This is a genomic window from Streptomyces sp. NPDC057963 (genome assembly GCF_042887155.1).
Classification (GTDB): domain Bacteria; phylum Actinomycetota; class Actinomycetes; order Streptomycetales; family Streptomycetaceae; genus Streptomyces.
Map to the genome: position 1 here is coordinate 221,259 of NZ_JBHVPX010000004.1, position 20,958 is coordinate 242,216.

Below are 20,958 nucleotides of genomic sequence, written 5' to 3' on the forward strand. Positions count from 1 at the left end.
CAGGTCACCGCGGCAGTTCCAACGACCGCTTCAGGAAGTCCACCTGGAGCAGCAGCAGGTTCTCCGCCACCTGCTCCTGCGGCGTCATGTGCGTCACCCCGCTGAGCGGCAGCACCTCGTGCGGGCGCCCCGCCGAGAGCAGCGCCGACGACAGCCTGAGCGAGTGCGCGACCACCACGTTGTCGTCCGCCAGACCATGGATGATCATCATCGGCCGGACCTGGTCCGCGGCCCCGGAGAGACCCTCGTCCGTCAGCACCGAGTTGCGCGCGTACACCTCCGGCCGCTCGGCCGGGTCGCCGAGGTAGCGCTCGGTGTAGTGGGTGTCGTACAGCCGCTGGTCGGTCACCGGCGCGCCCACCACCGCCGCGTGGAAGACATCCGGCCGCCGCAGCACGGCCAGCGCCGCCAGGTATCCGCCGAACGACCAGCCGCGGATCGCCACCTTGCCGAGGTCCAGCGGGAAGCGCCCGGCCAGGGCGTGCAGCGCCTCGATCTGGTCGTCCACGCCGAGGACGAGATTGTCCTTGACGGCCTTCTCCCAGCCCGGTGAACGCCCCGGCGTGCCGCGGCCGTCCGCGACGACCACCGCGAAGCCCTGATCGGCGAACCACTGCGACGTCAGATGCGGATTGTGGGCGGCGACCACCCGGCGTCCGTGCGGCCCGCCGTACGGATCCATGAGCACCGGAAGAGGGCCGTCCGACTCCTGGTACCCGTCGGGGAGCAGCACGGCGCACGGAATTCGCCGTGCGCCCCCTTCGGTGAGGCGGACCCGCGCCGACAGCACCGGCTCCTGCGCGAAGCTCGCGACGGTGGCGATCCGCTTGCCGTCCCGGAACACCTCGGTGCGGGCACCCGGCCGCTCCGGGGAGTGCGAGACCAGCACTGTCACCCCGCCCGAACGGACGGCCGAATGCACTCCCGCCCCTTCGGAGACCCGCTCGACGCCCAGTTCGTTGACCCGGTACACATGGGTCTCGCCGATCTCCGGATCCGCGGCCTCCTCACCCGCCGACGCCGCCACCAGGACATCCGACTCACCGATGTCCAGGACCGCCTGGAGCTGCAACTGCGCCCCGGTCAGCAGCCGGTCGCCGACCGCGAGCACCCGCGCCCCGCCCTCGTCGGCGATCCGCACGAGCCGCCCGTCCGGCGCCCAGGCGGGCACACCGGGGAAGATTTCCAGCCAGACCGGGTCCTCGTCCACATGCACCGTCTGCGTCGCACCGGTCTCCGTGTCCACCGCGAGGAAGAGCTGGCTCTGCTGGTCACGGGCCTGTACGAGGAGCAGCGGAGCCCCGGCCGACGACCAGTGCACCTGCACCAGGTACGGATGGCGAGCCCGGTCCCAGACAACTTCCGTACGGGTGCCGTCCAGCCCCGCCACGAAGAGCCGCACCTCGGCATTGGGCGTCCCCGCCGCCGGGTAGGCCACCTCGGCCGGCCGGCGGTCCGGGTGCGCGGGATCCGCGATCCACCACCGCCGCACGGGGCCGTCGTCGACCCGGGCGACCAGCAGCCGGTCCGAGTCCGGCGACCACCAGAAGCCCCGTGAGCGCTGCATCTCCTCGGCCGCGATGAACTCCGCGAGGCCGTACGAGACGCCTTCCCCCTCCGGCTCCGCGAGCGCCCGGTCCCCGTCGCCCTCGGCGCCCACGACGCGCAGCGCGCCCTTGGACACGTACGCGATGTGGCGCCCGTCCGGCGACGGCCGCGGGTCGATCACCGGGCCGGGCACCGGCAGCGCCCGCGCCGTACCCGCCCGCAGCTCCGCGACGTACACCTTCCCGGAGAGCGCGAAAGCGGCCAACTCGGCCGCCGCGTCGACCGCGTAGCCGACGATCCCCGAGGAGCCCTCGCGGCTGCGCTCGCGCCGGGCCCGCTCCTGGGCCGACAACCGCTCCGCCGAACCGCCCAGCAGGGCCCCGGGATCGGCGACGACCCGCTCCTTCGGGGTGCCGCCCTCCGGCAGGTCCAGCACCCACAACCGGCCCGACCGGTCCGTGCCCGAGTCCGACCGCAGGAAGATCACCCGCTCACCGTCGGGTGACACGGTGAACGCACGGGGAGCGCCGAGGGTGAACCGCATGGTCTTGGCGTGCTGGCGGGGAAATGAGATCTTCTGCGAAGTCATGGGCCCGAACCTAGTCCCCGACCGCCCGGTCGTGCGCCCCTCGTGCTGCTGTGCCCCGATCAATGCGGGGCGACGGATAGTTATGATCCGTAGCGCTCGGTGGGTATGAACCTGCTGGCTCCATGTGTGCTGCCCGACCCGACCGTACTGATGGAGGTGAACCGCCGTGGCACTCTCGATTTCGGCGGTGGTGCTGCTGGCGATCGTCGTCTTCCTGCTGATCCGGAAATCCGGACTGAAGGGCGGACATGCGGTGGTCTGCGCGCTGCTCGGTTTCTATCTCGCCAGCTCGTCCATTGCGCCCAGCATCTCGAACCTGACCACGAACGTGGCAGGCATGATCGGAAGCCTCAAGTTCTGAGACCCGGCTCGTCGCCGGCCGGTCCGCGGGCACGGTCGGTTCCCGAGGCGCTCGGCTCGTAGGGTGGTCCCCATGACGGACCATCCCGCCCGGCGTCTGCTTCTGGTGCACGCGCACCCCGACGACGAGTCGATCAACAACGGCGCCACCATGGCCAGGTATGCGGCAGAGGGTGCCCAGGTGACCCTGGTGACCTGCACGCTCGGCGAGGAGGGCGAGATCGTTCCGCCCGCCCTCGCCCATCTCGCGGCGGACCGGGAGGACGCCCTGGGCCCGCACCGCCGTGGTGAACTCGCCGCGGCGATGAAGGAACTCGGGGTCGCCGACCACCGCCTCCTCGGCGGCCCCGGCCGCTTCCGCGACTCCGGAATGATGGGCGCGGAGCAGAACCACCGCCCCGGCGCCTTCTGGGACGCGGACGTGGACGACGCCGCCAGGTACCTCGTAGAGGTGATTCGCTCGGTGCGCCCGCAGGTCCTCGTCACGTACGACCCCGACGGCGGCTACGGACACCCCGACCACATCCAGGCGCACCGCGTCGCGATGCGCGCCGCCGAGCTCGCCGCCGACCCCGCGTACCGCCCCGGACCGGACGCCCCGCACACCATCGCCAAGATCTACTGGAACCGGTTGCCGCGCCCGGTCGCCGAAGAGGGCTTCGCGCGCCTGCGGGAGACGGCGCCGGACGCCTTCCCGGGGATCGCCACCATCGACGACGTACCGGGCGTGGTCGACGACACGAGGATCACCACGCGGATCGACTGCTCGGCCCACGGGGCCGCCAAGAGCGCCGCGATGCGGGCCCACGCCACCCAGATCACCGTGAACGGCCCCTTCTTCGCCCTCTCCAACGACCTCGGCCAGCCCGTCTTCACCACCGAGTACTACGAGTTGGCGCGCGGTGTCCCAGGGGCGCCCCAAGGGGCCCGCGAGGACGACCTGTTCGCCGGGGTGCCAGGAGCCGACGTACCGGGAGCGGACACGCCGGGAGCGGAGCGATGAGCGACGGCAAGCAGCGCGCACCGCGCACCGGAACGCCCTCCGGGGGCGTCCCGGGCACCGGCCTCGCCGCGCCCCTCGACCCCGGCCGGATCGCCGTCTACGTGGGTCTCGCCGTCCTGGGTGCGCTGGTCGGGATCGCCGGGGCGCTGGTCCAAGCCGCCTGGTTCCCCGCCGGATTGCTGCTCGCGCTGGCCGCGTGCGCCGGACTGTTCTACGGAGGGCGCTGTGTCTTCGGCACCCAGCTCGGCGCCCTGGCGCCGGCCGCGGGCTGGCTGATTTCGATCGTTGTGCTGCTCGGCGGGCGGCCGGAGGGCGACTATGTCTTCGGCGATGAACTGGGCCTCACCCTCTTCATGCTGGGCGGGATGGCCGTCGCTGTGATCTGTGCCACCATGTCGCGGTCGCCCCGGCCGGGCACCGACAGCGGTCGGCCTGGCAAGTAAAGTGCCACGTCCGATCCCGTAATGCCCTTTGCCCGTCCGGTGGTCGCGCAGTCGTTTCCCCCGGTCGCGGGGTGTCTGTCGGCGGCGGCCAGTATGGTGGTTCGCGCGCCGAGCCGTCCCCTGGCCTGCGGCATGGGGGGAAGTACGGGCGGCGGAGCCAATCGGGAGAACCTGCTTTGAGTCGTGAAACTGACAGTTCGTCCTCCGGGCCCCAGGGGCGCGGGGGAGCCGCGTACCCCTCGGGGACGCCGCCGTACGGATCCCGCCAGTATCCGTCGCTGCACCCTTCGCAGGACGCCCCGGAGGGGGCCTCGGAGCCTGCGGATCCGCCTCGGTCCGAAGAACCGAGGACCGAGACGACGCTGACGACGCGCATCCGGATCAACATTCCGGGCTCGCGCCCCATCCCGCCGGTCGTCATGCGTACGCCGATGAGCGACGCCGACACCAGCGAGTCCGAGCGCACCAGCAGCATCCCGCGCCCCGGCGCGCCCGCGCCGGGCGGTGCGTCGGACGCGCCCGACGCCGCACCGGCCGCCGAGGCGAGAGCCGGTTCGGCGACCGCGGAACCGGCTGCCGAGAAGCCGGCCAGGGAGAAGAGCGGCAGCGACTGGTTCGCCCCGCGCAAGGCCCCCGCGAACACCTCGGTCGTCGGCGGCGGCGCGCCGGGTGGCGCCGACGGCTCCCAGGACGCCGCACCCACCCCGCCCCGCGCCGACCTGCCGTACTTCTCGGACGGTCCGCAGCGCGCCGCCGACCAGGACGTGCCGCGCCCCGGCAGCGCTCTCGACGACTACGGCCCCCGTGCGTCCACGGGGCCCGCCTCCGGCGGTGCGCGCCCCACGCCGAACCTCGGAGTGCGTACGCCGGGCCCCGCCGGACCCACCGCGGGCCCGGTCACCGGCACCTCGTCCCTGACCCCGGACCTCGACGGGACGGGCGGTCCGGCGGGCAGCCCGGGTGGTCTGGGCTCCGGCGGTCCGGCGGGTCCGCAGGGACCCGGTGCCCCCGGTGGCGCGCCCCCGCGGATGTCCGACGACACGGCGGTGCTGACGCCCCAGTTCCCGGCCCCGGCCTCCGCCGGTCCCGGCGGCAATGTCTCCGGTGACACGCTGACCAGCGGCATCCCGGTCGTCCCGCCGGAGCGCCGCTCGCCGTCCCCGTTCGCGGGCGGGCCCGGTGGCGGAGGTCCCGGCCCGACGCCCCGTGTCGCGGACGACGCGATGGGCACCGGCCCGACCGGACCCGGCGGTCCCGCCGCCTCGTCGGCCACTCCCGCCGCCCGCCCCGCCCCGGCGGCTCCGGCCCCGAAGAAGAAGGGCCGCTCCAAGCTGGTCCTCCTCTGCGCCGGTGCCGTCGCCCTGCTCGGTGTCGCGTACGGCGCCGGGCTGCTGATCAACCACGCCGACGTACCCAAGGGCACCACGGTCCTCGGCGTCGACATCGGCGGAGGCACGAAGGAGGAGGGCGTCGCGAAGCTGGACGCCGCCCTCGGCAAGCGCGCCGAGGCACCCCTCCAGCTGTCCGTGAACGGCAAGAAGACCGAGCTCGCACCGGACAAGGCGGGGCTCGGCCTGGACAGCCAGGAGACCGTGCGCTCGGCTGCGGGCAGCGACTACAACCCGCTCTCCGTCATCGGCTCCCTCTTCGGTGGCAAGCGCGTCGTCGACCCGGTGATCCCGGTCGACGAGGAGAAGCTCGGTGTCGCGCTGACGGATCTGGCGGGCGTCTCCGGCTCGGCCGGCGACGGCACGATCCGCTTCGAGCCGGGCAAGGCCGTCGCGGTACCCGGCAGATCGGGCAAGGCGCTGGACGTCAACCAGTCGATGATCTCGGTGCGCGACGCGTACCGGGCGCAGGTGCAGACCGGCCGGTCGGAGACCGTCCAACTGCCTGTCACCACCCGCGAACCCACCATCGACCAGGCCGAACTGGACCGGGCGATGAAGGAGTTCGCGAAGCCCGCGATGTCCGGGCTGATCGTGATCCAGGCCGGTCCCAAGCAGATCCCGTTCGGTCCGGACCGGTCGCTGCCGAAGATCCTCACGATGGTGCCGATCAAGGGCAGGCTGGTCGAGCACTACGACAAGAAGGCCATCGACGCCCTCTGCGACGGTGTCTTCGACGGTGTCATGATCACCAAGGGCGACGGCAAGAAGCACCAGCTCGGCGCGGACGACGTGGCGGCCGCCATGCAGACGGCGCTGAAGGGCAAGACCACCGCCGAGCGGACCGTCAGGATCCCGCTCGACGGCAACTGATAGCCGCCCGCCACGGCGAACCGCACCGTGCACCCGCCCCCGGCCGGACCCCCGGCCGGGGGCGGCGCCGTGTGCGGCGGGCGCGCACCTCCGGAGGGCCGTGCGGCAGGGGACGTGCGGCAGGGGCCGGGCGGCAGGGACCGGCGGCAGGGACCGGCGGCAGGGGCGCCACAGAACCGTGCGACAGGCCGAGCGACAGACCCTGCGGCAGACCCCGCGGCAGGCCCAGCGACAGGGCTTCGGGCGCCCGCACCGCACCGGCGTCACGTCCTCCGCATGACATCTGTCATCCCGTTTCCGCGACGCGCGGCCCTGCCGGGCGCACCCCTCGCTCCGCCACGCTGGACGCATGACAACGACAGCTCGCGAGACCACCGGAGCGAAGACCGCCGCGGTCCGCTTCGACCAGGTCAGCAAGGCGTACGGAGCGGTTCGCGCCGTCGACGGCCTCACCCTCGACCTGCACCCCGGCGAGACCGTGGCGCTCCTCGGCCCCAACGGCGCCGGAAAGTCCTCCACCCTGGATCTGCTGCTCGGCCTGCGCACCGCGGACTCCGGTTCGGTCCAGATCTTCGGCACCACCCCGCAGGGCGCCATCGCCGCCGGCCGCGTCGGCGCGATGCTCCAGACCGGCGGCCTGATGGAGGACGTCACCGTCGGGGAACTGGTCGGCCTCGCCTGCGATCTGCACCCCAGGCCCCACCCCGTGGGCGAGGTGCTGTCCCGGGCCGGTGTCGCGCGGATCGCCGACCGCATGGTCAACAAGCTGTCCGGCGGCCAGGAGCAGCGCGTACGGTTCGCGCTCGCCACCGCCGGGGCCAACGACCTGATCGTCCTCGACGAACCGACCACCGGCATGGACGTCACCGCCCGCCAGGCATTCTGGGCCACCATGCGCGAGCAGGCCGATCAGGGCCGCACCGTCCTGTTCGCCACCCACTACCTCGAAGAGGCCGACGTGATCGCCGACCGCGTCCTCGTCCTCCACAAGGGCCGGCTGCTGGCCGACGGCACCGCCGCCGAGATCAAGGCGAAGGCCGGGGCCCGCCGGATCTCCTTCGAGCTGGAGGGCCCGGTCGACGAAGCGGCGCTGCGCGGGCTGCCGTTCCTCGCCACGCTCGACATCACCGGCAACCGGGTCCGCATCCAGTCGCACAACGCCGACGCGACCGTCCACGGGGTCTACGGGCTCGGCCTCTACCCGCGCGAACTCGAAGTCGCGGGACTCGGCCTGGAGCAGGCCTTCGTCGTCATCACCGAGGCCGAGGAGGCCAGGACCGCATGCTGAATTTCTTCTCGTGGGCCCTGATCAGGCTCGAAGTGACCCGCACCCTGCGGAACAAGAAGTTCATGTTCTTCTCGGTCCTCTACCCGTCGGTGATCTACCTGCTGATCTCCAGCACCCAGAACACCACGGACAAGGTCCCGAACAGCGACCTCACCCTCCAGGCCTTCTTCATGGTCTCGATGGCCTCCTTCGGCGCGCTGACCGCCGTCCTCATGGGCAACAGCGAACGCATCGCCAAGGAGCGCGAGAAGGGCTGGGTCCGCCAGCTGCGGCTCACCGCACTGCCCAGCCGCGGCTACGTCCTGGCGAAGATCGCCAGCGCGGCGATGGTCACCCTGCCCTGCATCGTGGTCGTGTTCCTGGTCGCCGCCGCCGTCAAGCACGTGCGGCTGGAGACCTGGCAGTGGTTCGCGCTGGCCGGAGTCATCTGGGCCGGTTCGCTGGTCTTCGCCGCGCTCGGGGTCGCCATCGGCTACCTCGCCAGCGGTGACGCGGTCCGCCCGATCACGATGATCATCTACTTCGGGCTCTCCATCCTCGGCGGTCTGTGGATGCCCAGCGCGACCTTCCCGCAGTGGCTCCAGAACATTTCCGAATGGCTGCCCACACACGCGTACGCTGCTCTCGGCCAGGCGATCGAAATGGGCGGGTCGCCGCACGCCAAGGACGTCGCCATCCTCTGTGCCTACTTCCTGATCTTCGCGGGTGGCGCGGCCTGGCTCTACCGGAAGGACACCCTGAAGGCGTGAACGACGAGGAGGAGTACGTGGGCACCGGGCGCCCGCCCACGGGCCGCCGACAGGTCTGGATCAAGCTGCTCTGGATCGGCATCTGGCTCGCGTTCATGGGCGCACCGGTCACGGACCTGGCCCATGGCGGCCACACGCCGTGGGGCACCGCGCTGGGCGTACTCGGCCTGGTGGTCTTCGTCGGCGCCTATCTGGTGCTGGTCTTCCGCCACACGGTGAAGGCCCTCGACCGGCGCGTCGTCCAGTCCGCCCTCGCCTTCCTCGGCGCCCTCGCCGTCACCCTCTCCCTGACGCTCGGCACCGCGTGGCTGGTCCTCTTCGTGTACGTGGCGGTCTCCGTCGGCGCCACGCTGCCGCTGCGCACCGCCCGCTGGCTGATCCCCGTGGTCACCGCCGTCCTGGTGCTCGTCGGCCTCGTCGACGGGCACTCCCGCGAGGTCATCACCGCCCTGGTCTTCCCCGCGCTGCTCGGCGGGTTCGCGATGACCGGCGTACGGCAGATGATCCGCACGACGATCCAGCTCCGCGAGGCCCGCGCGACCGTCGCCCAGCTCGCCGCCAACGAGGAGCGGCTGAGGCTCGCCCGCGATCTGCACGATCTGCTCGGCCACTCGCTCTCGCTCATCACGCTCAAGAGCGAACTGGCCGGGCGGATGCTTCCCGACCACCCGGAGCAGGCGGCCGCGCAGGTCGCCGACATCGAACAGGTCAGCCGCCAGGCCCTGGTCGACGTACGCAGCGCCGTCACCGGCTATCGCCGGCCGACCCTCCCCGGCGAACTGGCCGGAGCCCGTACCGCACTCGCCGCCGCGGGCATCACCGCCGACGTCTCGGCCGAGGCCCCCGACGACCTCCCCGAGAAGCCGGAGGAGGTGCTCGCCTGGGCGCTGCGCGAAGCCGTCACCAATGTGGTGCGCCACAGCAGTGCCCGGCACTGCGCGGTCGCCCTCGCCCCGCGCCAGACCCTCGACGGCAGGGTCCTCGAACTCACCGTCGCGGACGACGGCGTCGGAGCCGCGGGTACGGAACCGGGCAACGGCCTCACCGGGATCGCCGAACGCCTGGCCACGGTCGACGGCACGCTGACCACCCGGTCCGGCACATCCCGTTCCGGTTCTGCTTCCGGATCCGGTAAAGGCTTCACGCTGACCTTGAGTGTCCCGCTCGGTTCCGGCCTAGGATCCACGGAATGAGCATGATCAGACTCCTCCTCGCCGAGGACCAGTCCATGGTGCGCGAGGCCCTCGCGGCACTCCTCGGTCTGGAACCCGACATCGAAGTGGTGGCCCAGGTCGCCCGCGGGGACGAGGTGCTGGCCGCGGTCCGCGAACACCGCATCGACGTGGCGCTCCTCGACATCGAGATGCCGGGCATGACGGGCATCGAGGCGGCGGCGGTCCTGCGGCGCGAACTCCCGGCCGTGAAGATCGTCGTCGTCACCACCTTCGGCCGCCCCGGTTATCTGCGCCGGGCCATGGAGTCCGGCGCCGACGCCTTCCTGGTGAAGGACGCCCCGGCCTCCCAACTTGCGTCGGCGGTACGGAAGGTGCTCGCCGGGGAGCGGGTCATCGACCCCACCCTCGCGGCGGCCGCACTCGCCGACGGGGCGAACCCGCTCACCGACCGCGAACGCGATGTGCTGCGCACCGCGGCGGACGGCTCCACCAACGCGGAGGTGGCGGCCGCGCTCCACCTCTCCCAGGGCACGGTCCGCAACTACCTCTCGACGGCGATCCAGAAGCTGGCGGTCCGCAACCGCGCGGAGGCCGTCCGCATCGCCCGCGAGAAGGGCTGGCTGTGACGCCTGCGCGTCTCCCACCGGAGTGAGGAGCAGCGGCGGTACGCGCGCGGTGCGGGGCCGGGACGGAAGCCGGCACGGGCTCGGGGCCGCGCCGCCCCGTACGGCTTCCGGCCCGGCGGGCGGTCGTATCGCGGCGTCGTCCACCGGTCGGCCGTCAGCCGTTCTTCGAGGAGTCGAGGTGGGCGAAGGCCACCACGTTGTCCTCGTAGTCCTTGGCGGTCTTGTTGTACGGGCCGCCGCAGGTGATCAGGCGGAGTTGCGCGGACGCGGTGTCGGAGTAGACGCGCTTGTCCGGGAACTTCGCCTTGCTGAACGTCTCGACGGAGTCGACCTTGAACGTGGCGACCGAGCCGTCGGCACGGGTGATGTCGACCGTGGCACCCGGCTTGAGGAACTGAAGCTGGAGGAACACGGCCGGACCCGTCAGGGTGTCGACGTGGCCCGCGACGATCGAGGCACCGCGCTCGCCGGGGGTGACGCCGTCCTTGAACCAGCCCACCAGGTTCGGGTCGTTGGCGGGCGGCGGGTTCAGCCGGCCGCCGGCGCCGAGGGCGAGGCCGGTGAACGGGGCGTTGACGCCGAGGGACGGAATCTGCAGCCGCGTCGGGACGGAACGCAGCAGCGCGGGGCCGGCGGGCCGTCCCGACGGGGCGACGGGGCGGGGCGCGGCATGGGAGCCGAGGACCTCGGGTACGGCGGGTGCGACCGCGGCGGCGGGCGGGGTCGGCGGCTTGCCGTCGGCCGAGGTGCCGAAGGAGTTGTAGATGAGGAGCATGCCGAGCCCGGCTGTCACGGCGGGCCACGTCAAGGCGCGGCCTAGTGTGGATCCGGGGGCAGTCCGGGTGGAGGTGGAGCCGGGCGACTGCGGGGCGGCCATGGGAACGTGCCTTTCACTTGCGCGGTGCTGGGAGGAGCGAAGTGTGCTGGGGCTCGACCGGTGCGGACCGGTGGGGAAACGAAGGTGCCGCGGCCGCCGCCCCGGGGGCGGCGGCCGCGACAACGTGACGACCGGCTGAGGGCTGGGCCCGGTCAGGCGATCGCGCCCCCCGACGACTGACGGCGGCGCAGCTTGTACGCGCCGACGCCGACACCACCGAGCAGCAGCGCCGAACCGGCGGCCAGGCTGCTACCGGTCATCGCCATCCCGCCGCCACCGGCGTGCACCCCGCCGCGCGGCGTGTCCTCGCCACGACCGCCCTCGTCGCCGCCGCGTCCACCGCGACCGCCCTCGTCGCCACCACGACCACCCTCGTCGTCGCCGTAGTCGCCGCCGCGTCCGCCTTCGTCTCCGCCGCGGCCGCCCTCGTCACCGCCGCGACCACCCTCGTCGCCGCCGCGTCCGCCCTCGTCACCCTTGACGACCCGGGCCATGAAGCCGCCACCGGCGTGGACGCCGCCGCGAGGCTGGCCCTCGTCACGGCCGCCGCGGTCTCCGCCGCGTCCGCCTTCGTCTCCGCCGCGTCCGCCTTCGTCGCCGCCGCGTCCGCCTTCGTCGCCGCCGCGTCCGCCTTCGTCACCCCCGCGTCCGCCTTCGTCTCCGCCGCGTCCGCCTTCGTCTCCGCCGCGTCCGCCCTCGTCACCCTTGACGACCCGGGCCATGAAGCCGCCACCGGCGTGGACGCCGCCGCGAGGCCGGCCCTCGTCGCCGCCGCGACCGCCTTCGTCTCCGCCGCGACCACCCTCGTCGCCGCCGCGGTCGCCGCCCTCCTCCCGGCCGCCGCGGTCATCGCCGCGGTCGCCGCCTTCGTCCCGACCGCCGCGGTCTCCGCCGCGGTCGCCGTTGTCGTCCCTTCCATTCTCGTCGCCGCGCGAGGACGACGAGCCGTTGTTGTGGCCCGAGTCCGCCGCCGTGACCATGGCGTAGGCGGAGGGGCCGGTGATGGCGAGGACCGCTGTGACAGCGGCCGAAGCGAACAGTGTGCGGGCAGAGCGCATCTGAACACATTCCTTCCGCCGCGACTGCGAAGAGTGACGGGCTGTCGACTCAATGTGGAGCAGTGGCGACGTGATCCACCGTCAGCCGGAATGCGGACCCGCGCCATCGGGGAGCGCCGCATTGGAGCTACGCGGTGGGCCCTTCGGGTGGCGAAAAGCCGATAATCACCCGTTGGATTGCATGCGGTGCCCTGCGAGGTTTGGGCGGCGGTGATCCACTCGTTTGCCGAGATCTCCGCCCGGCGGCGGGGGTGGCCACGAGGCCCGCGATCGGCCTGGGTCGGCATGAACACCGGTGTAAATCATGTGAGTTGAGGCGAGAACGGAGATGCTTTTGGTGCGGGGGGCGCGCCCCGGCGCCCATGGGACCGTGTGCGGCGGCTCCCCGTGGAATCCGCGCAACGGCGTACGCGATCCGGTGACGCGCCGAAGCCGTGCTGCTTGTCCTCGGCTTTCCCGGTGTGATCGCCGCCCCAGGATCGGTCGCCCGGTCGCCCGGTCGCCCGGTCGCCCGGTCGCCCGGTCGCCCGGCCGCCCCGTCGTCAGGAGGTTCGTCCCCCCCACCCCGTCACCCGGTCGTCCCGTCGTCAGGAGGCCCGGTGTCCGGGGCGGAACGCCGGCCGCTCTGCTCCTCCGGCTGCTCCGGCCGGCTCAGATCTCCCGGACGACGCGGGCCGGGTTGCCGACCGCGACCACACCGGCCGGCAGGTCCTTCGTGACGACCGCACCTGCGCCGACCACCGTGTTCTCACCGATCGTCACACCGGGGCAGACGATGACGCCGCCACCGAGCCAGACGTTGTCGCCGATGGTGATGGGCCGCGCGGCCTCCCACTTCGCCCGGCGGGGCTCGGGTTCGACCGGGTGGGTCGGGGTGAGGAGCTGGACGTTCGGGCCGATCTGCACGTCGGCCCCGATGGTGATCGGCGCGACGTCGAGGAGGACGGCGCCGAAGTTGATGAAGGTGCCTGCTCCGATCGTGATCTGCGAGCCGTAGTCCACCCGCAGCGGAGGCCGGACCTCCACCGCGTCGCCCAGCTTGCCCAGCAGCTCGGTGAGCACGGCGCGCCGGCCGTCCGGGTCGGCGGCCGACGTCGCGTTGAACCGCTCGCTCAGCACGGCCGCGCGCAGCGCGTCGGCGGCCAGTTCGGGATCGTCGGCGATGTAGGGCTCCCCGGCGAGCATGCGCTCCTTCTGACTGGTCACTTTCTCTCTTCCTCCTGCTCGGCGGGGCGCTCGACCCGACGTGACGACTCGACGACGCAACGACAGAAAAGAGTGTCATATGCACCCCGCCGTCATTTGCACCGCCGTCGTGCCGCGCCCGCCCGGACGCCGGTAATCCCGGACGTCGGTAATCCCGGGCGCCGGTAATTCGGTTGTCGCGCGAGTGCCCGCCTGTTGTACTGCCTCGCAGCACTCGACCGACCGAGGAGAAGGCCATGTGCGGAACTCTCATGTTCATTCAGACGGAAATTGCCACCGCTCTCGAAGGCATGGAGTTTCGTGCACACGCTGAATCTGGGAATTCTGGCGCATGTCGACGCCGGTAAGACGAGCCTGACCGAGCGGCTGCTCCACGCCGCCGGAGTCATTGACGAGATCGGCAGCGTCGACGACGGGAATACCCGGACCGATTCCCTGGCACTGGAACGGGAACGCGGCGTTCGCGCCGCCGACGCTGGAATCGGTCGTGGTCCCCTGCGCTCCGGCGAGCAGGGGTGAGCTGCATTTCGTGCTCGCCCGACTTGCCGAGCAGGACCCCCTGATCAATCTGCGCCAGGACGACATCCGGAAAGAAGTGTCCGTCTCGCTCTACGGCGAGGTGCAGAAGGAGGTCATCCAGGCGACGCTCGCCGATGAATTCGGAATCGACGTCACCTTCCGCGAGACCACGACGATCTGCCTGGAACGGCCGAACCGCAGCGGGGCCGCGTACGAGGTGATCGACCAGGACCCCAATCCCTTTCTGGCGACCGTCGGCCTCCGGGTCGATCCCGCCCCGTTCGGCAGCGGTATCGAATACCGGCTGGAGGTGGAACTCGGATCGATGCCCTTCTTGCTGATGAGAGCGGTGGAGGAGACCGTCGGGGAGACCCTGCGGCAGGGAATCCACGGTTTGCAGGTGACCGATTGCACCGTCACTCTGACGCATTCCGGCTACTGGCCGCGGCAGAGCCATTCCCATGCGGTCTTCGACAAGAGCATGTCGAGCACGGCGGGAGACTTCCGCAACCTGACCCCCCTGGTCCTGATGAGCGCGCTGAAACAGGCCGGGACCACGGTGTACGAGCCGATGCACCGCTTCCGCCCGGAGCTCCCCGCGGACCTGCTCGGCCCGCTGCTGCCGGTACTCGCGCAGCTGCGTGCCGTCCCCGGGACACCGGTCCCGCACGGCAGCGCATGTGTGCTGGAGGGCGAGATTCCGGCGGCCCGGGTCCACGCACTGCAACAGCGGCTCCCGGCCCTCACGCGCGGCGAAGGGGTCCTGGAATCCTGCTTCGACTCCTCTCACGCGGTCGTGGGCACGCCCCCGGACCGGCCGCGCACCGACCGCGATCCGCTCAACCGCAAGGAGTACCTGCTGCACACGGTGCGCAGGACCGCCGGACGAGGAGAAACGCACTGATTCAGGACTCCCGGGCCCGTCCCCCGCCCGTACACACATGCCCGGACCTGCACGGCTCCCGTTCTGCCCCGATGTAAGGCACCCTGACTCCCTGCCGCCCGCCACCGCCCGCAGGGAGTCGGTACACCCTTGTCCAGAGCTGAGATCGACCACGAACAGAACCATCTCGACCTGCTTCACGCCCGCGTGGAGGCCCTTCGCGAGCACGCCGGGCATCAGCTGGCCGGTGCGCTGCGGGAAACCGGCGGCACCCGGCAGGGGCGGCTGGAGCGGGAGGCGGCCGCCGCCCGGTACGCCGGACAGCTCGCGCGGTACGACGCCGCCGAGAACGGGCTCTGCTTCGGGCGGCTCGACCTGCGCGACGGGGAGCAGCACTACATCGGCCGGATCGGGCTGCCCGCCGAGTCCGCCGACGACGACCCGCTGCTGCTCGACTGGCGCGCCCCGGCAGCCCGCGCGTTCTACGTCGCCACGCCCGCGGCCCCGCACGGGGTGCGCAGACGCCGCCACCTCACCACCCGGGGCCGGCGGGTCGTCCGGCTCGACGACGAAGTGCTCGACCGGGACGGCGTCCCGGACAGCGAGCTGACCGGCGAGGCGGCCCTGCTCGCCTCCCTCGACACCGGCCGCACCGGCCGTATGCACGACATCGTCGCCACTCTCCAGGCCGAGCAGGACGCGATCATCCGCTCCGACCACCGCGGCGTTCTCGTGGTCCAGGGCGGGCCCGGCACCGGCAAGACCGCTGTCGCCCTGCACCGGGCCGCGTATCTGCTCTACACCCACCAGCAGTTGGCCTCCCGCGGCGTCCTGGTCGTCGGCCCCAACCCCACCTTCGTCGGATACATCGGCCAGGTGCTGCCCGGCCTCGGCGAGAACAGCGTGCTGCTGTCCACCGTCGGAGAGCTGTACCCGGGAGTCCGCGCGGGCCGCGCCGAGGAACCGGAGACCGCCGAGCTCAAGGGGCGCACGGAGATGGCGGGCGTCATCGCCGCGGCGGTGCGCGACCGGCAGGTGCCGACGGCGCCCGGGTACGGGGCCGCCCCGGGCCGGGAGGCGGGGGCGGCCGCGGCGGGAAGCGGCCCTGCCGAGGCAGCGCCGGGGTGCGGGCTCGCGGTCGAGTTCGACGGGGACGTCGTCCGCCTCGACCACGAGGAGTGCGTACGCGCCGCCGACACCGCCCGCGCCACCCGGCTGCCGCACAACCTGGCCGCGCCTGTCTTCCGGCGCGAGATCGTGGACGCGCTCGCCCGGCGGTCCGTGGCAGCCACCCGCGACCTCACCGACCGGCTGGAGGCGGACATCGCCGAGGTGCTCGCCGAGGCCGCTCTCGACCGTGCCGTACGCGCCGATCTGGACGCCCTGCCGGGGCTGCTCGGCGACGACGACTCGGCCACCGCGCGCGAACGTACGGAGGCGCAGGACATCGACGACGCCCGGCGCCTGCTCGCCGCGGACGCCGACGTACGGGCCGCGCTCGACGCCCTGTGGCCGCCCCTCACCCCGCAGCAGCTCCTCACCGACCTGTACGGGCAGCGCGCGCGCCTGGCCGCCGCCGCGCCCGGACTCACCGACAGGGAAAGGGAGTTGCTGTACCGCGCACCGGACGGCGCCGCCGGCTGGAGCGCCGCCGACGTGCCGCTGCTGGACGAGGCCGCCGAACTGCTCGGTCGGGACGACCGTGCCGCCGAGGCGGCCGCCGCGCGCGAGCGGGCCGAGGGCGTCGCGTACGCGCAGGGGGTCCTGGACCTCGCGGCGGGCGACGGGGAGGACGGGGAGGAGGGCGGCCTCGCCGGACTGGTCGACGCGCGGACCCTCGCCGGCCGCCACGAGGAACGCACCTCCCGTACGGTCGCCGAACGGGCCTTCGCCGACCGGAGCTGGGTCTTCGGGCACATCATCGTCGACGAGGCGCAGGAACTCTCCCAGATGGCCTGGCGGCTGCTGATGCGGCGCTGCCCGACCCGTTCCATGACCCTGGTCGGCGACGTCGCCCAGACCGGCGACGCCGCCGGGGCCTCCTCGTGGGCGTCCGCGCTCACCCCGCACGTCGGCGACCGGTGGCGGCAGTCGTCGCTCACCGTCAACTACCGCACCCCCGCCGAGATCATGGCGTCCACCACGGATGTGCTCGCCGCGCTCGGCCCCGGGCTCGAACCGCCGCGCTCCGTACGGGAGACGGGTGTCGCCCCCTGGCGGCTGCGCACCGACGACACCGCCCGCACCCTCGCCGACCTGGCCGCGAAGGAGGCGGCGGCGCTCGACGAGGGCCGGCTCGCCGTGATCGTCCCCGACGCGCGGCGGGACGAACTGGGAGCCGCGGTCGCCCGAGCGGTGCCGGGGGCGGCGTACGGGGAGGAGCCCGACCTGGAGAACCGGGTCGTGGTCCTCGGCGTGCGACAGGCCAAGGGGCTGGAGTTCGACGCGGTACTGCTGGCCGACCCCGCGGCCGTCCTCGGCCGTTCGGCGCGGGGCCTGAACGACCTGTACGTGGCCCTGACCCGGGCGACACAACGCCTGGGCATCGTCCACGAGGGTCCGGCCCCCGAGGTACTGGCGGCAGCGGTGACGGAACGGCGGTGACGGAGCGGCGGTGACGGAGCGGCGGTGACGGAGCGGCGGTGACGGAGCGGCGGTGACGGAGCGGCGGTGACGGAGCGGCGGTGACGGAGCGGGGGTGACGGGGCGGGAGGGCGGGGCGAGGGGGAGGCCACGCATCCCGCGCCCTAGTTCAGCAGCGCCCGCGCCGCCCGCGCCCTCCGCCGGATCGCTTCCGCCGCTTCGGGCTCGACCCCGTCGACCACATCCGCGTACGCCTCCATCTCCGCCGCCCCGCGCAGAAACTGCCCGCTCTGCACGAGCAACTGCGCCCGCTCGTACCGCAGCCGTGCCGGGTGCGAGGGCAGCAGCAGGGAGAGGTCCACCGCCCACAGCGCCACATCCGTCCGCTCCGGACGGGCCGCCGCCCACGCCCTGATGTTGTTCAGGATCCGCAGCATGATCTCCAGCGGCCGCGCGGGCACCAGCATCGACTCCTCCAGCGGCTCCCCGGTCGCCCCCGCCACCAGCAGCTCCGCGTCCTGCCCGGTCATCGGGCGACCGCCGTCGAACGGGTCGGCCAGCACCCGCTCGGCCGGATCGCCGAACCCGACGACGAAATGGCCGGGCAGTGCCACCCCGTACACCGGCGCGCCGGCCCGCCGCGCCACCTCGATCCACACCACGGACAGCAGGATCGGCAGCCCGCGCCGCCGCCGCAGCACCTCGTGCAGCAGCGACGACTCCAGCCGCTGGTAGTCCGCCGACGAGCCCGCGAAGCCGCACCGCTCGCCGAGCAGCCCGGCCAGCGCCGAGGCCCAGGCCCGGCCGCCCCGCACCCCGTACGGAAGCCGGCCCGCCAGCTCGTCCAGTTCGATCTGCGCCGCGTCGATCCCGTCCGTGCCCAGCGCCGGGTCGGCCACCGCGCCCAGCAGCAGGCAGAGCAGCGCGAGGTCCGGCCGCTCGGCGCGCGCCTCCTCGGCGAACTGCCGGCACCACTCGTCACGCCCGGGGCGTCCGGGCCCGTCAGGCCGGTGAGGACTCATCACGTTCGCCCGCCCCGCCCCGTCACGCCGACCGGAAGTGGTGGTACCGGTGATGGACCGTGAACCCCATGCCCTCGTACAGCGCCCGCGCCCCGGCGTTGTCCGTCTCCACCTGGAGCCACGCCGCCGAGGCGCCCTCGTCCAGGGCCTTGCGGGCGAGCGCGGCCATCACGCCGGAGGCGAGACCCCGGCGCCGCTGCGCGGGGTCCACCTCGACTGCCATGAAACCGGCCCAGCGCCCGTCCACCACACACCGCCCGATCGCGGCGGGCGCCGCGCCCCCGGCCTCGCCGGGCACGGTGGCGAACCACACGGACGGGCCGCCGCGCAGCACCTTCAGGACGTGCGGCCCCGGAGTCCCGAAGCGCTGGTAGCGGGAGAGCCACGCCTCGTCGAGGTCCCGGCTCAGCCGCACCCGGGACACCTCGGCGTCGAGATCCCCGATCGGCGCCAGTGCGGCGATCCGTACCTCGGCCGTCACCTCGCGCCGCCAGCCGCGCTCCTCCAGCTCGGCACAGAGCAGCTCCTGGGTGCCCTCGGCGCCGGTCGCGGTCTGGACGTACGCGGGCAGGTCCCGCTCCGCGTACCACCGCCCGACGTGTCCGAGCGCCTCGTCGAGCGGCATGCCCGGATCGCCGAGCGGCAGCACGGAGTTGGCGCGCCGGGTGAAGCCCCGGGCGGCGCGCAGCCGCCAGTCGCCCAGCGGCTCGCTCTCCTCGGGCGGCCAGGCGCGGGCGCAGACGGGCGCGAGCTCGTCGAAGGAGGCCGAGGGGCCGCGCCGCCGGGCCGGGGCTGCGGGCACGACCTTGCCCGCCACCAGCGTCGATTCCGTGATGCGGACGGAATCACCGCTCTTCGCTGTGATCGACAGCACACCGTGATCCCACGATGTGAGAACACCGACCGTGTCGGTGAATTTCGCCCCTTGCGACCCACGCTCCGACATGCGCCGGACTGATACCCGTTTGCCCACGTCAGCCGGTGTAATTCGGACTTCGAGTTGTCCGCCGACGGTGAATTCCACAGCTCTCTCCGCCCCTCCTGTTCGGTTCGTGCCCGGGAACGGAGATACTAGGTGTGGGCATCGACGACGCCGCGCTCCCGCGCGAGAGCCAACGCCCTACCGAGGAGGAACGACAGCGTGACCTACGTCATCGCGCAGCCTTGTGTCGACGTGAAGGACAAGGCCTGCATCGAAGAGTGCCCCGTCGACTGCATCTACGAGGGCCAGCGGTCCTTGTACATCCACCCGGACGAATGCGTCGACTGCGGAGCCTGTGAGCCGGTGTGCCCGGTCGAGGCGATCTTCTACGAGGACGACACCCCGGAGGAGTGGAAGGACTACTACAAGGCGAACGTCGAGTTCTTCGACGACCTCGGGTCGCCCGGTGGTGCCTCCAAGCTGGGCCTGATCGAACGCGACCACTCGTTCATCGCCGCTCTGCCGCCGCAGAACCAGTAGTCGGCGCCGGCACGTGCGCCGCCCCGGTCCCGTACGGCTCGTCCCCGTGCGGGACCGAGGCGTTTGTGCCGCCGGACGGCCCGTGACCGAGCAGAGCCCGTGAGCCCGAGGACCTCGTCGAGGCGAGTGCCCCTCGCGGCCCGACCGGGCCTCGTCATCCCCGTACGAGAAAGCAGAGATCCGTGTCCGCAGTCTCCTCCCGTCTCCCGGTCTTCCCCTGGGACAGGCTCGCGCCCTACAAGTCGACGGCCGCCGCCCACCCGGACGGCATCGTGGACCTGTCCGTCGGCACCCCCGTCGACCCGGTGCCCGAGCTGATCCAGCGGGCGCTCGTCGCCGCGGCGGACAGCCCCGGCTATCCGACGGTGTGGGGGACCACCGAGCTGCGGGACGCGATCACCGGCTGGGTGGAGCGGCGGCTCGGCGCGGTCTCCGTGGCACACGAGAACATCCTGCCGGTCGTCGGCTCCAAGGAGCTGGTGGCCTGGCTGCCGACCCAGCTCGGTCTCGGCTCGGGCGACCGGGTGGCGTACCCGCGCCTCGCCTACCCGACGTACGAGGTGGGTGCCCGGCTCTGCGGCGCCGAGCCCGTCGTCTACGACGACCCGACCGAGCTGGACCCGGCCGGCCTGAAGCTGCTCTGGCTCAACTCCCCGTCCAACCCGACCGGCCGCGTCCTGTCCAAGGACGAGCTGATCCGGATCGTCGCCTGGGCGCGCGAGCACGACGTGCTGGTCTTCAGCGACGAGTGCTACCTGGAGCTGGGCTGGGACGCCGAACCCGTCTCCGTGCTGCACCCGGACGTCTGCGGTGGCACGTACGAGGGCGTCGTCGCCGTCCACTCGCTCTCCAAGCGCTCCAACCTGGCCGGATACCGCGCGGCCTTCATCGCGGGCGACGCGTCCGTCCTCGGTGAGCTGCTGCTGATCCGCAAGCACGGCGGCATGATGACGTCCGCCCCGGTCCAGGCCGCGGCGGTCGCGGCGCTCGGTGACGACGAGCACGTCGCCGAGCAGCGGACCCGGTACGCGGAGCGGCGCGCGGCCCTGCGCACGGCGCTGGAGGCCCACGGCTTCCGGATCGAGCACAGCGAGGCGAGCCTCTACCTGTGGGCGACGCGCGACGAACCCTGCTGGGAGACCGTGGCGTACCTGGCGGAACTCGGCATCCTGGTGGCGCCGGGCGATTTCTACGGGCCCGCCGGTGACCGCTTCGTGCGCGTGGCGTTCACGGCGACGGACGAGCGGGTGGCCGCCGCGGTCAAGCGACTGGCCTGACGGCCGACGGCACATCACACGCGAGGGGC

General features: G+C 72.7%; 17 protein-coding genes and 2 pseudogenes. 14 read left to right on the forward strand and 5 right to left on the reverse strand.

Annotated elements, in window-relative coordinates; genetic code table 11:
- Window positions 1-4 precede the first annotated feature (4 nt).
- Complete coding sequence (locus ACFVT1_RS11275) at window positions 5-2,137, reverse strand: prolyl oligopeptidase family serine peptidase (protein WP_389794273.1); 2,133 nt, start codon at window positions 2,135-2,137, stop codon at window positions 5-7.
- Between the two features lie 166 nt (window positions 2,138-2,303).
- Here ACFVT1_RS11275 and ACFVT1_RS11280 point away from each other — a divergent pair, with 166 nt between their 5' ends.
- The 8 genes from ACFVT1_RS11280 to ACFVT1_RS11315 all read left to right on the forward strand — a co-directional run bounded on the left by ACFVT1_RS11280 (window position 2,304) and on the right by ACFVT1_RS11315 (window position 10,042).
- Entirely contained in the window at window positions 2,304-2,498 is a 195-nt protein-coding gene (locus ACFVT1_RS11280) for a hypothetical protein (protein ID WP_093896879.1), read from the forward strand.
- A gap of 72 nt (window positions 2,499-2,570) precedes the next feature.
- Complete coding sequence (mshB, locus tag ACFVT1_RS11285) at window positions 2,571-3,500, forward strand: N-acetyl-1-D-myo-inositol-2-amino-2-deoxy-alpha-D-glucopyranoside deacetylase (protein ID WP_389794274.1); 930 nt, start codon at window positions 2,571-2,573, stop codon at window positions 3,498-3,500.
- Window positions 3,497-3,943: a DUF6113 family protein gene (locus ACFVT1_RS11290; RefSeq protein ID WP_389794275.1), complete on the forward strand. Its 447-nt coding sequence runs from the start codon at window positions 3,497-3,499 to the stop codon at window positions 3,941-3,943. Before mshB ends, ACFVT1_RS11290 begins: the two co-directional genes overlap by 4 nt.
- Window positions 3,944-4,374: 431 nt before the next feature.
- Complete coding sequence (locus ACFVT1_RS11295; RefSeq protein WP_389794276.1) at window positions 4,375-6,204, forward strand: hypothetical protein; 1,830 nt, start codon at window positions 4,375-4,377, stop codon at window positions 6,202-6,204.
- A gap of 349 nt (window positions 6,205-6,553) precedes the next feature.
- Window positions 6,554-7,492, forward strand: coding sequence for an ABC transporter ATP-binding protein (locus ACFVT1_RS11300; protein WP_389794277.1), 939 nt, complete (start codon window positions 6,554-6,556; stop codon window positions 7,490-7,492).
- Window positions 7,486-8,241: an ABC transporter permease gene (locus ACFVT1_RS11305; RefSeq protein WP_389794278.1), complete on the forward strand. Its 756-nt coding sequence runs from the start codon at window positions 7,486-7,488 to the stop codon at window positions 8,239-8,241. The genes ACFVT1_RS11300 and ACFVT1_RS11305 overlap by 7 nt, the downstream gene beginning before the upstream one ends.
- The gene (locus ACFVT1_RS11310) at window positions 8,238-9,434 is read left to right on the forward strand and encodes a sensor histidine kinase (protein WP_389794279.1); all 1,197 of its coding nucleotides are present in this window, start codon (window positions 8,238-8,240) and stop codon (window positions 9,432-9,434) included. The genes ACFVT1_RS11305 and ACFVT1_RS11310 overlap by 4 nt, the downstream gene beginning before the upstream one ends.
- Window positions 9,431-10,042 carry a response regulator transcription factor gene (locus tag ACFVT1_RS11315; RefSeq protein ID WP_389794281.1) on the forward strand — a complete coding sequence of 204 codons (612 nt, stop codon included), beginning with the start codon at window positions 9,431-9,433 and terminating at the stop codon, window positions 10,040-10,042. Before ACFVT1_RS11310 ends, ACFVT1_RS11315 begins: the two co-directional genes overlap by 4 nt.
- A 154-nt stretch (window positions 10,043-10,196) precedes the next feature.
- On the opposite strand, the gene ACFVT1_RS11320 is transcribed toward ACFVT1_RS11315, so the two are convergent.
- Window positions 10,197-10,919, reverse strand: coding sequence for a class F sortase (locus ACFVT1_RS11320; protein WP_389794282.1), 723 nt, complete (start codon window positions 10,917-10,919; stop codon window positions 10,197-10,199).
- Window positions 10,920-11,200: 281 nt separating this feature from the next.
- Between ACFVT1_RS11320 and ACFVT1_RS11325 the strand changes: the two genes are divergently transcribed.
- Window positions 11,201-12,142 (forward strand): hypothetical protein, encoded by a 942-nt coding sequence (locus ACFVT1_RS11325; RefSeq protein WP_389794283.1) that lies wholly within the window; start codon window positions 11,201-11,203, stop codon window positions 12,140-12,142.
- Between the two features lie 486 nt (window positions 12,143-12,628).
- On the opposite strand, the gene ACFVT1_RS11330 is transcribed toward ACFVT1_RS11325, so the two are convergent.
- Window positions 12,629-13,162 carry a sugar O-acetyltransferase gene (locus tag ACFVT1_RS11330; RefSeq protein WP_389794592.1) on the reverse strand — a complete coding sequence of 178 codons (534 nt, stop codon included), beginning with the start codon at window positions 13,160-13,162 and terminating at the stop codon, window positions 12,629-12,631.
- A gap of 321 nt (window positions 13,163-13,483) precedes the next feature.
- Between ACFVT1_RS11330 and ACFVT1_RS11335 the strand changes: the two are divergent.
- From ACFVT1_RS11335 to ACFVT1_RS11345, 3 genes and pseudogenes are all read left to right on the forward strand, one after another.
- Window positions 13,484-13,645 (forward strand): annotated as a pseudogene (locus ACFVT1_RS11335) (GTP-binding protein); the annotation flags it as partial.
- Window positions 13,644-14,606: pseudogene (locus ACFVT1_RS11340) on the forward strand (GTP-binding protein); the annotation flags it as partial. The pseudogenes ACFVT1_RS11335 and ACFVT1_RS11340, both read left to right, overlap by 2 nt.
- Window positions 14,607-14,735: 129 nt before the next feature.
- On the forward strand, window positions 14,736-17,189 hold the full coding sequence (locus ACFVT1_RS11345) for a HelD family protein (protein ID WP_389794284.1): 2,454 nt from the start codon (window positions 14,736-14,738) through the stop codon (window positions 17,187-17,189).
- Between the two features lie 143 nt (window positions 17,190-17,332).
- Here ACFVT1_RS11345 and ACFVT1_RS11350 read toward each other — a convergent pair whose 3' ends face one another.
- Together ACFVT1_RS11350 and ACFVT1_RS11355 are read right to left on the reverse strand one after the other, a co-directional pair.
- Window positions 17,333-18,190, reverse strand: coding sequence for a tetratricopeptide repeat protein (locus tag ACFVT1_RS11350; protein ID WP_389794286.1), 858 nt, complete (start codon window positions 18,188-18,190; stop codon window positions 17,333-17,335).
- A gap of 22 nt (window positions 18,191-18,212) precedes the next feature.
- On the reverse strand, window positions 18,213-19,214 hold the full coding sequence (locus tag ACFVT1_RS11355; RefSeq protein WP_389794287.1) for a GNAT family N-acetyltransferase: 1,002 nt from the start codon (window positions 19,212-19,214) through the stop codon (window positions 18,213-18,215).
- A 117-nt stretch (window positions 19,215-19,331) separates the two neighbouring features.
- Between ACFVT1_RS11355 and fdxA the strand changes: the two genes are divergently transcribed.
- Together fdxA and dapC are read left to right on the forward strand one after the other, a co-directional pair.
- Window positions 19,332-19,652 (forward strand): ferredoxin, encoded by a 321-nt coding sequence (fdxA, locus tag ACFVT1_RS11360; RefSeq protein ID WP_362200440.1) that lies wholly within the window; start codon window positions 19,332-19,334, stop codon window positions 19,650-19,652.
- Window positions 19,653-19,834: 182 nt separating this feature from the next.
- Window positions 19,835-20,929: a succinyldiaminopimelate transaminase gene (gene dapC, locus ACFVT1_RS11365; RefSeq protein WP_389794288.1), complete on the forward strand. Its 1,095-nt coding sequence runs from the start codon at window positions 19,835-19,837 to the stop codon at window positions 20,927-20,929.
- Window positions 20,930-20,958: the final 29 nt, after the last annotated feature.

Bases quoted from the DNA above. Each gene is read 5' to 3' on its own strand.
- ACFVT1_RS11290 (WP_389794275.1), top strand. From the start codon at position 3,497: ATGAGCGACGGCAAGCAGCGCGCACCGCGCACCGGAACGCCCTCCGGG.
- ACFVT1_RS11315 (WP_389794281.1), top strand. From the start codon at position 9,431: ATGAGCATGATCAGACTCCTCCTCGCCGAGGACCAGTCCATGGTGCGC.
- ACFVT1_RS11305 (WP_389794278.1), top strand. From the start codon at position 7,486: ATGCTGAATTTCTTCTCGTGGGCCCTGATCAGGCTCGAAGTGACCCGC.
- ACFVT1_RS11300 (WP_389794277.1), top strand. From the start codon at position 6,554: ATGACAACGACAGCTCGCGAGACCACCGGAGCGAAGACCGCCGCGGTC.
- mshB (WP_389794274.1), top strand. From the start codon at position 2,571: ATGACGGACCATCCCGCCCGGCGTCTGCTTCTGGTGCACGCGCACCCC.
- ACFVT1_RS11350 (WP_389794286.1), bottom strand. From the start codon at position 18,190: ATGAGTCCTCACCGGCCTGACGGGCCCGGACGCCCCGGGCGTGACGAG.
- ACFVT1_RS11320 (WP_389794282.1), bottom strand. From the start codon at position 10,919: ATGGCCGCCCCGCAGTCGCCCGGCTCCACCTCCACCCGGACTGCCCCC.
- ACFVT1_RS11275 (WP_389794273.1), bottom strand. From the start codon at position 2,137: ATGACTTCGCAGAAGATCTCATTTCCCCGCCAGCACGCCAAGACCATG.
- ACFVT1_RS11330 (WP_389794592.1), bottom strand. From the start codon at position 13,162: ATGCTCGCCGGGGAGCCCTACATCGCCGACGATCCCGAACTGGCCGCC.
- ACFVT1_RS11295 (WP_389794276.1), top strand. From the start codon at position 4,375: ATGAGCGACGCCGACACCAGCGAGTCCGAGCGCACCAGCAGCATCCCG.